This is a genomic window from Aeromonas sp. s5 (assembly GCF_040907865.1).
GTDB classification, from domain to species: domain Bacteria; phylum Pseudomonadota; class Gammaproteobacteria; order Enterobacterales; family Aeromonadaceae; genus Aeromonas; species Aeromonas dhakensis.
Map to the genome: position 1 here is coordinate 155,035 of NZ_JBFOCO010000006.1, position 14,598 is coordinate 169,632.

Consider the following 14,598-nt stretch of genomic DNA (forward strand, 5'->3'; position numbering starts at 1 on the left):
GGAGTGGACCGGCAGGACGAGCTGAATCGCCCTGCCGGTGTGGGCGCTGGCTGGATCAGCCCGCAGCAGGGAGCGGCAAGGGCGCACCTGGCAAGCAAGGGGCCGGGGTTGGCGCAGGTAACCTCTCCTGATTGAGCGGGGTGCGTGCCATGACCCCGGCCAGCCAGTGGTGATCGAGGAGGATGGCATTGCGATCGCCGATCACCAGATTGAGGTGCTGGGCACCGAGGCAGCCGTAGCGGGCGGGATCGGTCTGGGTAAAGAGGCCGAGGCAGGGCACGCCGCTGGCGGCGGCCAGGTGCAATGGCCCGGTGTCACCGCTGACGAAGAGGGAGAGGCCGCCGGCAAAGCGGGCCAGCTCGCTCAGGCTGGAGAGGGCAACCTGCACGTCGCCGAGCTGGGGCTGGGGATCGGCGGGATCCTCGAGCTGGATCAGCAGGGCGGCGGGATAGTGGCGGCGCAGATCCCCGAGCAGTCGTTGCCACTGGGGCAGGGAGAGCCCCTTGCCCTTGCGGGCACCGGTGAAAAAGCCGATGAGCGGCCGTTCCGGGTAGTCCTGCCTGAGCGCCAGCAGCCGCGGGCTGGCGCTGTGCAACAAGCTGCCGAGTTCAATCTGATCGGCGAGATGACCGTGCATGCCGAGCAGTTGCAGCGGCTGGTGGGCGTAGTGACAGTGGTCGTTGGGAGTGAGGGGCTGGGGGAACAGGGCATCCCCCTTGGCATCGTCAAAGCCCAGCTTCTCGCGGGCCTTTACCCAGCCGGCGATGAGGTGATCGGTGCTGGAGGCAAAGGGCACATAGACCCGATCGTAATGCTGACGGCGCAGTTGCCACAGCACCGACAGGGAGGCCAGCAGCCGCTTGCCCTGCAACCTGACCGGGTGAATGCGCTGCAGCTGCAGATCGGCCAGGAAGGGGAGCAGCTGGCCGCCGATGCACACCAGCTCTATCTCGGCATGGGGGTGGGCACTGCGTACCTTTTGCAGGAAGGGCAGCAGAAACAGGTTGTTGCCGATGCGGCAGGTGCTGCGAATGACCAGGATCCGCTGGGGAGGCTGGCTGCCGGCCGGCAGTCGGCCTTGACGCGCGAGCCAGGCGAGGGCGGCCCGCTCCAGCCCGGCGGTCCAGCAGCGGCGCTGACCGTCGAAGCGGCGCAGGGCATCTCTGATAGTGCTCATAAGTAGTGGCTCCGTGCATGAATATGGCCTCAAGGTGACACGACATTTCTTAAGCCGAGGTTAAGAAAAGAGAAAAATGAGGGGGGTACGCCATTTTTTGTAAGAATTTGTTGCTGAGTCACAGTTTCAGAGTGCTCGGATGGAACAGGGGTGTTTCCGTATGATTCCTGTTTTCCTGGGGCGGGATGGCTGAGCGGAGTAGATCGCACCTCCTGGTGGTATTTGCCAGCGGTATGTCGTTAAAATCGCGCATTTGAAATGAATGTTATCCTCGCAGGAGCCCCATGCAGTTCAGGGATTTCTTTCCGGTATCCACCAATACCAGTCTCAAAGAGAGTTGTTACGGTGCCCTTGGCGCCTTCGTCGGGCTGTTGGGAACCGCCCTCTTGTGCCGTTGGGGACTGGGGCTTGAGGCCCATTGGCTGATCGCCCCCATGGGGGCCTCTGCCGTGCTGCTGTTTGCCGCGCCTGCCAGCCCGCTGGCCCAACCCTGGTCCATCCTGGTGGGCAACGGGGTCTCGGCGTTGATGGGGGTGCTGAGTGCCAGCCTGGTGGCGGATCCGGCGCAGGCCGCCGCCCTTGCCGTGATGCTGGCCATCGCCGCCATGTTGCTCACCCGCAGCCTGCATCCGCCCGGCGGCGCCGTGGCCTTGACCGCGGTCATCGGCGGCGAGGGGATCCGCCAGCTCGGGGTCGGCTATGTGCTGTTGCCGGTGCTGCTCAACTCGCTGCTGTTGCTGCTATTGGCGCTCTGCTACAACCGGCTGCTGGGGCGTCGTTATCCCAACAGCGGTCAGGCCCGGCCCAACCGCCATCAGACCGCCGATCCCCAGCCGAGCGAGCGGGTGGCGACCCAGGCGGAGGACATCGACTTTGCGCTGGAAAAGCACGGCGAGCTGCTCGACATCAGCCGCCAGGATCTGCAGGCGCTGCTGCAGGAGGCCCAGCTGCATGCGCTGCGGGCCAGGGTGGGCACGGTGCGGGTGCAGGAGGTGATGTCGCGGGATCTGATCCTGATAGCGGCGCCGCAGCCGGCCATGGCGGCCTGGCAACTGCTCTCCCACCATCAGGTCAAAGCGCTGCCGGTGGTGGACGAGGCCGGCCGGCTGACCGGCATCATCACCCTGCACGACCTGATGATCGACCGGGTACTGCAACAGCCGCGAGGCGCGGCAGAGCTGGCTGAGTTGCGGGTCGCAGATCTGATGACCCGCAAGGTGTCGACCGCCCGCCACGATCAGCCGCTCTACGATCTGGTGGGGGCCTTCTCCGATGGCGGCCTGCACCACATGCCGGTGTTAGATGGCGAGCAACTGGTGGGGATCCTGACCCAGTCGGACATGGTAGCAGCACTGTTCAACCTGGCGCTGCACCCGGCGCAGGGTGAAACCGGCGCGCCGGTCAGCCCATAAGAAAGGCCCCTCGCGGGGCCTTTTTGTTGTCTGTGCCTTGGCATTGTATGGCTGGACAAACCGAACAAGGTCAAAACAAGAGGGAGTGCCAGGCACTCCCTCGTTGGGATAAGAGAGACGAAGGACAAGGCTCAGCCGTAGCGGGCCAGGGTGAGCCCTTCATCGCTGATGGCGGTGTCACTGCCACTGATGAGATCGCACAGCAGCTGGCCCGAGCCCGCCGCCATGGTCCAGCCCAGGGTGCCGTGGCCGGTGTTGAGCCAGAGGCCGGGGATGGGGCTTGGGCCCACCAGCGGGGTGCCGTCCGGCGTCATGGGGCGCAGCCCGGTCCAGAAGTCGGCGCGGCTGATGTCGCCCCCCTCGGGGAAGAGATCACCGACCACCATGGCCAGGGTGTCGTGCCGTTTCGGGTTGAGGGCCAGGTTGTAGCCCGACAGCTCCGCCATGCCGCCGACCCGGATCCGCTCATCGAAACGGGTGATGGCCACCTTGTAGGTTTCGTCCAGCACAGTGCTGCGCGGCGCGGCCTCGGCGTTGATCATCGGCAGGGTGAGGGAGTAGCCCTTGACCGGGTAGACCGGCAGATCGAGCCCGAGCGGGCGCAGGAAGCCGGTGGCATAGCTGCCGAGGGCACAGACGATGGCGTCGGCCTTGAAGCGCTGCTCGCCGGCCCGCACCGCCACGGCGCGTCCCTGCGCCAGCTCGATCTCATCGATGGCGCAGTTGAACACGAACCTGACCCCCAGTCGCTGCGCTTCCGCTGCCATGGCCTTGGTGAAGCGGAAGCAGTCGCCGGTCTCGTCCCCCGGCAGGCGCAGACCGCCCACTATCTTGCCGCGTACCCGGGCCAGTGCCGGTTCTGCCCCTTCACAGCCATCGGCATCAAGGGACTGATAGGGCACGCCGTACTCTTCCAGCACCTCGATATCGCGTTTGCTGGCATCGAGCTGGGCCTGACTGCGGAACAGCTGCAGGGTGCCGAGCTGGCGCCCCTCGTAGTCCAGCGCCAGCTCGTCGCGCAGCAGCTTCATGCAGTCGCGGCTGTATTCGGCCAGACGCACCATGCGCCCCTTGTTGACCGCATAGGCTGCCGGGGTGCAGTTGGCAAACATCTTCAACATCCAGCGCAGCTGGAAGGGATCCGAGGTCGGCCGCACCGTGAAGGGGGCGTGTTTTTGCAGCAGCCACTTGGCGGCCTTGAGGGGAATGCCGGGGGCCGCCCAGGGGGCCGCGTAACCGGGGGAGATCTGGCCGGCATTGGCGTGGCTGGTTTCAAGGGCCACCCCGTCACGCCGCTCCAGCAGGGTCACCTTGTGACCCGCCTTGGCCAGATACCAGGCGCTGGTCACGCCGACCACGCCACCACCGAGTACCACTATGTCCATCTTGTCTCTCCTTGACTGGGGCCCTCACATTAATCAGCCGCCACAGGATATTCAACTGGTGTAGATATAATTGGGATATATATCTATTTACAATTATTTAACTGGTTTTCAATGTTGAAATTTGTGGACTTGTTGGCATTAGCTGTGGCAGTCAGAGCTGCTCCAACCGGATCAGGTACTGCTCCGCCGTCGCCAGGATGGCGTGCTGCTGTTCGGCGGCCTGGCCATCCCAGTTGGCATAGGGCAGGGCGAGGCGAGGATTGCTGCCAAGTTTGTCCCGGTTGCGCCATAAAAAATGCCAGTAGAGGCTGTTGAAGGGGCAACTCCCGTCGCCGCTGCGGGCCTTCACCTGATAGTGGCACCCCTTGCAGTAGTGGCCCATCCGCTCGAGATAGGCGCCGCTGCTGGCGTAGGGCTTGCTGCCCATCAGGCCGCCATCGGCAAACTGGCTCATGCCGCGGGTGTTGGGCAGCTCCACCCACTCGATGGCATCCACATAGATGCCGAGATACCAGGCATCCACCTCGTCAGGATGGATCCCCGCCAGCAGGGCAAAGTTGCCGGTCACCATCAGCCGCTGGATATGGTGGGCATAGGCGTGCTCCAGAGACTGGCGGATGGCGTGACGCACGCAGGCCATCTTGGTTTCGCCGCTCCAGAAAAAGCCGGGTAGCGGCCGCTCGGCCCCGAGAAAATTGCTGCGCCGATAGGCGGGCATCTTCTCCCAGTAGAGGGCGCGCACGAACTCGCGCCAGCCGAGGATCTGGCGGATAAAGCCCTCCACTTGCGCCAGGGTGATGGTGGCCTGATTGGCCTGCCAGTGGGCCTCGGCTGCGCGGATCACCTCGAGGGGGTGGAGCATCTTGCTGTTGAGGGAAAACGACAGGCGGCTGTGAAACAGGCTCCAGCCCCGCTCGCTCAGGGCATCCTGATAGCGGCCAAAGTGGGGCAGGCAGTGCGCCAGAAAATGGGCCAGCAACTCGCGGCTCTGACGCCGGTTGATGGGCCACGGCAGTCTGCTGGCATCTGCCTCGCCGATGGTGCTGACCCCGTGGCGGGTCAGCATGGCGTCGATGTCGCTCACCTCGTTGGCAAAGGTGAGCGGTGCCGGGAGCGGCTGACGCTCCGGCAGTTTGGCGCGGTTCTCGTCATCAAAATTCCAGCGCCCGCCAAGGGGCTGGCCGTGCTCATCGAGCAGCACCCTGTATTGCTTTCGCAGGGCGCGGTAGAAGAACTCCATTCTGCTGTGGGGGTAGCGCTGCCAGCCATCGCGGGGGGTGAGAAAATGTTCGCTCTCCACCTCGGTGGCAGGGATGGCAAGGCCAGCCGCCCAGCTTTTTAGCTGGCTGGCGAGGCGCCACTCGTCCGGGCTCTGCCAGGCAACGCTGTCGGCCTGATGTGCTTCGAGCTGGGCTGCCAGCAGACTGGGCAAGTCGGGCCAGCGGGCGCTCTCATCGAGAGTCAGGTAACAGACGCGGTGGCCAGCTTTTTTGAGAGCCGCCGCGAAGGCGCGCATGGCGGCAAAGAAGGCCAGCACCTTCTGGCGATGGTGGCGGCAGTAATCGGTCTCCTGACGCAGCTCCGCCATCAGATAGCAGACCGGATCCGGCGTGCGAAACCAGCTGTGACTGGCATTCAGCTGATCGCCGAGCACCAGGCGCAGCTCCATCAGACATGCTCCCCATTATGTTGATGACTGTGGTGACGATCGCGGCGACAGCGCTCGCTGCAGTAGCGCACTGCCTCCCAGCAATTTGCCCACTTGCGCCGCCAGCTGAAGGGACGCTGGCAGACGGGGCAGATCTTCTCGGGCAGATGGGGTTTGCGATGCATGGGACTTCCGATGGTTGGCAAGGGGCGGCGTGAACAGGGTCAAGTCACCGGGATAACAGCTTAACGAAGCGGGGTGCTGGGGGGATCACTGTCGCCTGTATCGAGTCCGCTGAATGGGCGCTTTGTGAGCAGACGCACAACCCGTTGACACTCAGATTGTTTGCATGGCAACCAGTTGTTAACTTGGGGAGGCTGCCTGCTGGCAGCACCCATCAATGGATCTTATTGGCCACCGACTGGTTACAACCGACATGGAGGGGAGTGATGCCAATCGTGACAGCTACGCCCCGGGCAGCTTGCCTGCTCGCCCACTGGTACACCCGGGATCCCATTCTGACCCTCGACTTTCCTCACCGCTGATTGGCGGTACCCGCCGTTTGAATTTGTCAGCCGGACGACCCTGATCGCCCCGGCCTCTTTGCCAATTCCAATTTCAAACACACTGGCGTTGCGCCGGTGAGGAGTCTTTTATGCGTCGTATACCCGAACCGTTTCGTATCAAGATGGTCGAGCCCATCAAACAGACCACTGGCGCCGGGCGCCGCGCCGCCCTCGAGGCCGCTGGCTGGAACCCCTTCCTGCTGCTGGCCGAGGATGTCTACATCGATCTGCTGACCGACAGTGGCACAGGTGCCATGTCCGATCGTCAGTGGGCGGGCATCATGATGGGGGATGAGGCCTATGCGGGCAGCCGCAACTTCGTCGAGCTGGAGCGCACGGTGCGCGAGATCTTTGGTTACCAGCATGTGATGCCCACCCACCAGGGGCGCGGGGCCGAGCAGATCCTCTTCCCCGAACTGGTCAAGCGCTGCCGGGGCAAGGCGCCGGTCTTCATCTCCAACTACCACTTCGACACCACCAAGGCCCACGTGGAGTTGGCCGGCGCGCGGGCCATCAACCTGCTCACCCCGAAAGCCCTCGACACCACGGCCCCCTACGCCTGGAAGGGGGATTTTGATCTCCCTCGCCTGAGCGACACCATCGAGACGCTGGGGGCCGACAACGTGGCCGGCATCATCATCACGGTCACCTGCAACAGCGCAGGCGGCCAGCCGGTTTCCATGGCCAATATGGAGGCGGTTGCCGAGCTGGCCCATCGCCACCATATTCCGGTGGTGATCGACGCCGCTCGCTTCGCCGAGAACGCCTGGTTTATCAAGGCGCGGGACCCGGCCTATGCCAAGTGCAGCATCAAGGAGATAGTGCGCCAGATGTTTGCGCTGGGGGACATCTTCACCATGTCGGCCAAGAAGGACGGGTTGGTCAATATCGGCGGGCTCTGCTGTTTCAAAGAGGATCTCGAGCTGTCTCGCGCGGTGCAGGTGCGCTGCGTGGCGATGGAGGGGTTTGTCACCTATGGCGGCCTTGCCGGGCGGGACATGGCGGCGCTCGCCATCGGCCTGCGCGAGGGGATGGATGAGGAGTATCTCACCTACCGCATCAGTCAGGTGGCTTATCTCGGCGAGCGGCTGGCCGAGGCCGGTATCCCCATCCAGACCCCCACTGGCGGCCATGCGGTGTTTGTGGATGCCAAGAAGCTGCTGCCCCATATCCCGGCCGAGCAGTTCCCGGCCCATGCGCTCGCCTGCGAGCTCTATCTGGAAGGGGGCGTGCGCGGGGTGGAGATAGGCTCCCTGCTGCTGGGGCGCGATCCCGCCACCGGCAAGCAGGAGGCGGCGGACTTCGAGCTGTTGCGTCTGACCATTCCGCGCCGGGTCTACACCCGGGATCACATGGACTATGTGGCCGATTGCCTGATCGCGGTGAAGGCGCGGGCCAGCGACATTCGCGGGCTCACCTTCGACTACGAGCCGCCGCTGCTGCGTCACTTCACCGCACGGCTCAAGCCGCTCTGATCGCCAGCACTTCGGCGCCGTAGCCAGCAGGCTTGGCCACAAGGCTCAACAAAAAAAGCCCCCGCACCTGGATGCGGGGGCTTTTTTGGCGATGATCGCCGGGAGCCTACTGGCTGCTGAACAGCTTGGTCCGGGGGCTGGACTGGGCGGTCAGGCTCATGCGACCGGAAGTCTCCAGCCAGGATTTGATCCGTTTGGCATCGGCCACCCGGGCGTTGGGGGTGTCGGCGTTGAGCAGCACCATGATCACCGGCTCGCGGTTGATCTGGGTGGCCATCACCAGGCAGCGACCCGCCTCACGGATGTAGCCGGTCTTGGAGAGGGAGATGGGCCAGCTCCCTTCGCGCACCAGCCGGTTGGAGTTGAGGTAGTGCAGCTGACGCTTGCCGTTGCGCACCATGCGCTCCTCGGTGGAGGAGTACTGGCGAATGAGCGGATAGGTGGATGCCGCCGCCACCAGCTTGGCGAGATCGTGGGCGCTGGAGACGTTGCGAGGGGTGAGCCCGGTACTGTCGGAGAACTGGGTGCTCCACATGCCTAGCATGCGGGCCTTGGCATTCATCGCTTCGATGAAGGCGCGCTGGCCACCGGGGTAGTTCCTGGCCAGCGCTGAGGCGGCGCGGTTTTCCGACGACATCAGGGCGATGTGCAACATGTCGGCCCGGCTCAGGCGCGAGCCCACCGCCAGTCGCGACCCGGTGCCTTTGAGTCTGTCCACGTCGGCCATGGTAACGGTCAGCATCTCGGAGAGACGCTGGTTGGCATCGAGCACCACCAGTGCCGTCATCAGCTTGGTGATGGAGGCTATCGGCATCACCCGGTTGGCGTTGCGCTCCGACAGCACTTCACCGGTGCGCGGGTTGGCCACCACGAAGGCGGCGGAGCTCAGCGCCAGATCGTTGCGCTGCTCCAGAAAGCTGTTGGGGGAGTGGGACTGGGCTGAAAACGGATTGGCCTGGGCGCTCTCCATGCTGACGGGAACGAGGAAGGCACCGAGCAACAGGGTAAGAAAAGGGCGAGTAATCATGATTTGACGCTACCGTACGGCTGACAGGGATATTTGGCTAAGTTATATGACGGTAATTGACGCTTCACAACGTCTAATGGCCCGATATTTCAATTTTATGGGATGGCGCACCTTGAAATAACGGTAATGAGCGCTATGGGCGGCTTCATACGAGTAATGATGGGGCTGGTCGGCGTGAGAAACATGGCTGCGGTGTGCGGCTGGTGGCGCCCTCTTGCCGTCAGATGATCGATCTTTTAGCGGTCTCTATTGCCAGCATCCCTATCTTCACTCATTCCTGGTGATAATCTCTGTTGAAAACGGCCTGTTCAGGGGGGCAACATGTGCTGATGGCGGCCATGGCCGGCAGCGGATCACCACAGGATCAAGAAGATAACGAGAGGGCTCCTGGCATTCACGCGCTATGGCGTCATGGCTACCCGCATCAGCGCCGAGGGGCTGTTTTCGACAAAGTAGTGCCAGAGATGGTCATAGAGTGCCTGCTGGCCGGGGAAACTCACCAGTGCCTTGGCCTCGGCCAAGGTGCACCAGCGATATTCGGTATGCTCATCATTGAGGGTGACCACCTGATTGGGCGGGCAATAGACCACAAAGACCGGCACTACCTCCACCGTATTTGAAGCGCTTTCGTAAAATTGTTCCAGATAATGGGCTGTGTATAATTCGCAAACCCTGATACCCGTCTCTTCGCCAAACTCGCGAATAATGGTCTGCCAGCCAGTTTCCCCCGCCTCGACCGTGCCCGCCACATGGCACCAGAAACCACCCTTTACGCGTTTCATCACCAGCAGCTTTGTTTCACCATCAATCGTTGAGAGGGCGACACCGGAGACGGTTTTACAGCGAATGGGGATCATGGGAGTGGCTCCAAAATAAGGTTCAATGGACGCCTATTGTTCGGCCGCCGACGGGAGGTTGGCAAGTTATTTCCCTGCCGGCGGCGTTTGTGCGGGCCCAACGTGACAGGGGCATTCAGCCCCTGTCACGCGTGCGGTTAGCCTCCCATCATACGGGCGGTCTGGATCGCCTCGATCAGCGCGGCCCGGTTGATGCGGGGGCGCTCCTCGTCCAGCAACTGCTGCCAGAGGGCGATGGCCCGGGAGTAGCGACCGTGCAGGAAGTGATCGGAGGCGAGCAGCATCAGGGCACTCACCTCACCCTTGTCCTGTTTGAGCGCACTACCCAGCAGGCGCTGCGCCTCCGGGGTCAGCTGTTGACCCGCCTGGTAGTAGAGCACGGTGGCTTGGGCGGCCTGGGTCGCCGCGCTGGCGCCCCCCTCCAGCAGGGCGAGGCGTTGGTAGGCGAGCAGGGCGTTGGCGTACTCGTCCCGATAGAGATACAACTGGCCGAGCGCCGCCCAGCCATCGAGATCGGCGGGGTTGGCTTGCAGGCGCTGGTGCAGGGCGCCCAGCTCCTTGTCCTGCAGATCCCGCGGGCTCAATCCCGCCAGCGGATCGGGGCGCAACTGATAAGCTTGCCACGCCTGATAGCGGCCGGTGCCGGCATAAATGCCGGCCATCAGCGCCAGCAGCAGGGTCCCAAGCAGTATCCAGGAGCGCAGCCAGGACAGCGGACGGGCGGTGCGGTCCTTGGCTAGCAGATCGTGCAGGGCCTGTTCGGCAGGTGGGGTGGCGTTGGCGAGGCGAGCCAGCTCCAGCTCCCGGTAGAGGCGGCTGTGGGGGGCAAGCCCCGCCTGCTGCTCGGCCATGATCAGCCGGTTCAGCTCGGCCCTGGGGTCGTGGGCGAGCATCCCCTCTGCTCTGTCGCCGATAAGCGGCATCCGCGCCGGTTGCCGGCGATGCAGGCTCCTGCGCAGGCGATTGAGCGCCAGCAACAGCAAGAGGGCGGGGCCGCCCCACAGCAGCGCCGTGCTGCGCTTGAAGGGGGGATCGTAGCGCACGAAGTCACCGAAGCGCGCCGTCATGCGGGCGATCACCTGCTCATCAGACTGTCCCTCGTCCACCCAGCGGTAGACCTCGAGCCGCAGATCCCGGGCGATGGGGGAGTTGGACTCCACCAGGTTCTGGTTCTGGCACTGGGGGCAGCGCAGGGCGCGAGCCAGCTCCTGAGCGCGGGTCTGCCGCTCGGGGTGGCGAAACTCATAGGTGTCGACCCCGCTGGCAATGGCCCCGAGGCTCAAGGTCAGCAAGAGCGGCGCGATCAGGGCGTGGCCGAGACGGCTCATGGCTTGCTCTCCTGCACTTCTCTCTCCACTTGTATCTCCACTTCTCTCTCCACTTCGGGCTGGCTGGCGGTGTTGCTGCGGGCCTTTGCCAGCAGGGGGGCAAACTGGCGTTGCCAGATCTCCCGGGTGAGCAGGCCGGTATGGCGGGTCAGCAGGGTGCCGTCGCCGGCGAAGAGATAGGTCTCCGGTGTGCCGTAGACGCCGAGCTCCAGCGCGAGTCGGCCGTCGGGGTCGGCCAGCACGGCGCGATAGGGGTTGCCCGCCTCGGTGAGCCAGGCGCGAGCAGCGTCTCCCTTGTCCCGGTAGCTGAGGCCATAGAGGGGCACGGTACTGGCCAGCTCGCCCAGCAGCGGATGCTCGGCACGGCAGTTGGGGCACCAGCTGGCCCAGACGTTGAGCACGAAGGGTTCCCCCTTGAGCGCCGCAGTGTGGATGGAGGGGCCACCAAGCAGATCGTCACTCTGCCAGGCAGGCAGGGTGCGCCCAGCGACTGCCTCATCCTGGCTGTAGGGGTTGTTGCCAAGGCCGAGCCAGAGCAGGGCACCGAGCCCCAGGGTGAGCACGAGTGGCCCGAACAGGCGCAGACGGGCGTTCATAAGGTCTCCTGTTCAAGCCGAGGGCTGGGGGCGGCAGCTGGCGCAGGATGGTTAGCCAGCAGCGGCCGGCGGGCAAGCAGGCGCAGGGCACCGCCCGCCATCATCAACAGGCCGCCGAGCCAGATCCAGCGCACCAGCGGCTTGTAGTGCAGCCGCATGGCATAGGCGCCGGGCCCCATCTTCTCGCCAAGCACCACGTAGAGATCGCCGAGCATTCCCCACGCAATGCCGGGCTCGTTCATGTTCATGGTGCGCACGCTGTAGTGGCGCCGCTCTGGGGTGAGCCTGGCTACCTCCTGGCCCTCCCGATGCACGCTCAAGGTGATGCGCTCGGCGGTGTAGTTGGGGCCGATGATCGGCTCGCTCCCCTCATAGCGAAACTCAAAGGCGCCGAGCCGATAGAGCTTGTCGGCGGCGAGTACGGCGCCCCCCTCCTGGCTGTGGTGACTCACCTGCGCGATGCCGAGGGCGCACACCGCCACCCCGAGGTGGGCCAGCAGGCTGCCGAACCGATTGAGGGTGATCTCGCGCAGCGACGTCGGTTGCAAGAGCGGGAGCAGCAGGCTGGCCATCAGCCAGAGGCTCAGCACGTTGGCCGCGAGCCCCAGCCAGCTTGCCCGCAGCGGCTCGGGATAGGCGAGGCTCAGCAAGGCGCCCCCCAGCAGGCCGAGCAGGCATGGAAGCAGCACCTTGATGCGGCGCTGGGCTGCCAGATGCTGCCAGCGCAGGCGCGGCAGCTGGGTCATCAGCGCCATCAGGCAGAGGGCCAGCGGCACGAAGATGGTATTGAAATAGGGGGCGCCTACCGAGAGCGAGCCCAGATGGAGCGACTGGAACACCATGGGGTAGAAGGTGCCGAGCAACACGCTGGCGCAGGCCACGCAAAGCAGCAGGATGGCGGCGCCGAGCAGCCCCTCTTTTGACCAGAAACCGAAGCGGGCATAGGGGGCGCGAATATCCGCCCGCAGGGCAAACAGGGTGAGGGCGCAGGTCAATAGCAAGCCGAGCAGCAACAGCAGGGTGAGGCCACGGCTGGGGTCGACCGCAAAGGCGTGCACCGAGGTGAGCACCCCGGAGCGCACCACGAAGGTGCCGAGCAGGCTCAGCGAAAAGGTAAAGATGGAGAGCAGCAGCACGGCGTGGCCGTAAGCGCCGCGCTTCTCGCACACCACCAGGGCGTGCAGCAGGGCGGTGCCAAGCAGCCAGGGCAAGAGAGAGGCATTTTCCACCGGATCCCAGAACCACCAGCCGCCCCAGCCGAGCTCGTAATAAGCCCACCAGGAGCCCAGCACGATGCCGGCGGTGAGAAACACCCAGGAGCCGAGCGCCCAGGGGCGGCTCCAGTGGGCCACGGCGCCATCAAGCCGACCCGAGTGCAGCGCCGCCATGGCGAAGGCGAAGTTGACTGCAAAGCCGACATAGCCGAGATAGAGCAGGGGCGGGTGAATGATGAGGCCGATATCCTGCAGCATGGGGTTGAGATCGCGCCCCTCCAGCGGCCCCGGGAACTGGCGGTCAAACGGGCTGGAGAAGATCAGGGTATAGAGGCCGAACAGCCCGACGATCAGCCCCATGATGGCCAATACCCGGGTTGTAATCAGCGGATCGACCCGCCTGGAGCAAAGGGCCACCAGGGCGCCCCACAGCCCCAGCGCAAAGACGAAGAACAGCATGGAGCCCTCGTGGCCGCCCCACACGGCCGCCAGCTTGAAGCCAAGGGGCAGGGCGCTGTTGGCGTGCTGGGCCACATAGACCAGGGTAAAGTCATCCTGGCCAAAACAGCTGGCGAGCAGCAGCAGGGCGGCCAACAGCAGGAGTGCGACCAGGAGGGCCAGCGGTGTTGCGCAGCCGAGCAACGGGCGTGAGGCGAGCCGCAGCCCCAGCCAGGGCAGCAGCCCTTGCAGCAGGGCGAGCCCGGTCGCCAGCAACAGTGAGAGATAGCCGAGCTCCGCCAGCACACAACCTCCAGTCAATCTTTGATGTCATTCATGTCATGCCACACACGCCGCGTCGTCTCCCTTTGGGGGAAAACATTGCCAAGCAACGGGTGTGGCATCACCAGAAATTCATTGGGCCAGCAACAAACCAGCGCCAGTCACCCGAGGGTGGCTGGCGCTGGTGATCATACCGTTATACGACAGTCATTTGACCGGCGTATAGCACGAAGTAGCGCAGCAGCAGGATCCCCACCAGGGTCAGGCTGCAGACCAGCACCAGATAGCCGTTTTTGGCCCGCAGCGGTGCGGGGGCCAGCAGGGCCAGCAACTGGGGCAGTAGCATGCCGATGCCCACCACCCCGAGCCAGAATACCTGAGCCCAGAAGCCGCTGCCGATGGCAGCCCACATGGCTGCCTCCTTCTGGCCGCCACCGAAGTAGAGGCCGGTAAAGAAGCAGACCAGCAGCAACACCTCCACCGCCAGCACCGGCCGCTCAAAGCGGTGGACGAAGCTCACCCCCTGGCTGTGATGGTTCTCCTTGAACAGGGTGACCGCCAGCAAGATGGTGGCGGCGATGCCAGAGCTGACGCCGGAGATGAGGAACAGCACCGGCAGTACCGGGTTGTTCAACAGCGGATAGGTCTTGAGCGCCGACAACAGAAAGCCGGTGTAGGCGCCGAGCAGCACGGCGAGCAGCAGCAAGAGCGGCGCCAGCAGCCGCTCGATGCGGGCAAGCCAAGCGATGAGATCATCCACAAAGGCGAACTTCTCTTGCAGCAGGTGACTGCGCAAGGTCTCGATCTCGGTTCGAAACACCACCGCCAGCCAGGCAAACAGCACCGCCATGTAGATCTGGAACAGCATGACCCCCATCGACATCACGGAGTCGAACTGGTAGTGGAACATTAGCTTCCAGAAGGTCCAGGGGCGGGCCAGGTGGAAGATGAGGATCAGTAACCCCAGCACCACGCTCACCGGCGCCAGAATGGCGGTCGCCTTGATGATGCCGCTCTCGCTGCCGGCCCCCTTGCGGCGCAACAGCACCGAGAGGGTAGTGGCGCCGGCGGAGATGCCGAGCAGAAAGAGATAGATGGCTATGGGCCAGTCCCACACGAGGGAAGGGAAGTGAAATGCGTCATGCCACATGGTCATTCCCTCCATCGGTTATTGCCGTGGTAGATGGCGATGG

The 14,598-nt window shown here is 64.2% G+C and carries 12 protein-coding genes; 2 read left to right on the plus strand and 10 right to left on the minus strand.

The genetic code is table 11. The features are described from left to right. Positions 1–55: 55 nt before the first annotated feature. Complete coding sequence (locus AB5Y94_RS04965) at positions 56–1,177, minus strand: glycosyltransferase family 9 protein (RefSeq protein ID WP_368205116.1); 1,122 nt, start codon at positions 1,175–1,177, stop codon at positions 56–58. A 284-nt stretch (positions 1,178–1,461) separates the two neighbouring features. Here AB5Y94_RS04965 and AB5Y94_RS04970 point away from each other — a divergent pair, with 284 nt between their 5' ends. Then, positions 1,462–2,589, plus strand: a complete 1,128-nt coding sequence (locus tag AB5Y94_RS04970) for an HPP family protein (RefSeq protein ID WP_226014450.1) — start codon at positions 1,462–1,464, stop codon at positions 2,587–2,589. A 131-nt stretch (positions 2,590–2,720) separates the two neighbouring features. On the opposite strand, the gene AB5Y94_RS04975 is transcribed toward AB5Y94_RS04970, so the two are convergent. From AB5Y94_RS04975 to AB5Y94_RS04985, 3 genes are all read right to left on the minus strand, one after another. Further along, positions 2,721–3,974 (minus strand): D-amino acid dehydrogenase, encoded by a 1,254-nt coding sequence (locus tag AB5Y94_RS04975; protein WP_017787189.1) that lies wholly within the window; start codon positions 3,972–3,974, stop codon positions 2,721–2,723. Between the two features lie 151 nt (positions 3,975–4,125). Beyond that, entirely contained in the window at positions 4,126–5,643 is a 1,518-nt protein-coding gene (locus tag AB5Y94_RS04980; protein ID WP_368205118.1) for a cryptochrome/photolyase family protein, read from the minus strand. Beyond that, complete coding sequence (locus AB5Y94_RS04985) at positions 5,643–5,807, minus strand: DUF2256 domain-containing protein (RefSeq protein WP_081013253.1); 165 nt, start codon at positions 5,805–5,807, stop codon at positions 5,643–5,645. The genes AB5Y94_RS04980 and AB5Y94_RS04985 overlap by 1 nt, the downstream gene beginning before the upstream one ends. Before the next feature lie 470 nt (positions 5,808–6,277). Here AB5Y94_RS04985 and AB5Y94_RS04990 point away from each other — a divergent pair, with 470 nt between their 5' ends. After that, the gene (locus AB5Y94_RS04990; RefSeq protein ID WP_368205119.1) at positions 6,278–7,663 is read left to right on the plus strand and encodes a tryptophanase; all 1,386 of its coding nucleotides are present in this window, start codon (positions 6,278–6,280) and stop codon (positions 7,661–7,663) included. Positions 7,664–7,769: 106 nt separating this feature from the next. On the opposite strand, the gene pbpG is transcribed toward AB5Y94_RS04990, so the two are convergent. The 6 genes from pbpG to nrfD all read right to left on the minus strand — a co-directional run bounded on the left by pbpG (position 7,770) and on the right by nrfD (position 14,555). Next, positions 7,770–8,690, minus strand: a complete 921-nt coding sequence (gene pbpG, locus AB5Y94_RS04995; protein ID WP_017782682.1) for a D-alanyl-D-alanine endopeptidase — start codon at positions 8,688–8,690, stop codon at positions 7,770–7,772. Positions 8,691–9,091: 401 nt separating this feature from the next. Continuing rightward, complete coding sequence (locus AB5Y94_RS05000; RefSeq protein WP_005300289.1) at positions 9,092–9,547, minus strand: NUDIX pyrophosphatase; 456 nt, start codon at positions 9,545–9,547, stop codon at positions 9,092–9,094. Between the two features lie 137 nt (positions 9,548–9,684). After that, positions 9,685–10,875 (minus strand): heme lyase NrfEFG subunit NrfF, encoded by a 1,191-nt coding sequence (nrfF, locus tag AB5Y94_RS05005; protein WP_368205120.1) that lies wholly within the window; start codon positions 10,873–10,875, stop codon positions 9,685–9,687. Beyond that, on the minus strand, positions 10,872–11,471 hold the full coding sequence (locus tag AB5Y94_RS05010) for a DsbE family thiol:disulfide interchange protein (protein WP_368205121.1): 600 nt from the start codon (positions 11,469–11,471) through the stop codon (positions 10,872–10,874). The genes nrfF and AB5Y94_RS05010 overlap by 4 nt, the downstream gene beginning before the upstream one ends. Then, the gene (gene nrfE, locus AB5Y94_RS05015) at positions 11,468–13,429 is read right to left on the minus strand and encodes a heme lyase NrfEFG subunit NrfE (protein WP_368205145.1); all 1,962 of its coding nucleotides are present in this window, start codon (positions 13,427–13,429) and stop codon (positions 11,468–11,470) included. Before nrfE ends, AB5Y94_RS05010 begins: the two co-directional genes overlap by 4 nt. Before the next feature lie 172 nt (positions 13,430–13,601). Then, positions 13,602–14,555, minus strand: a complete 954-nt coding sequence (nrfD, locus tag AB5Y94_RS05020) for a cytochrome c nitrite reductase subunit NrfD (protein WP_201891609.1) — start codon at positions 14,553–14,555, stop codon at positions 13,602–13,604. Positions 14,556–14,598: the final 43 nt, after the last annotated feature.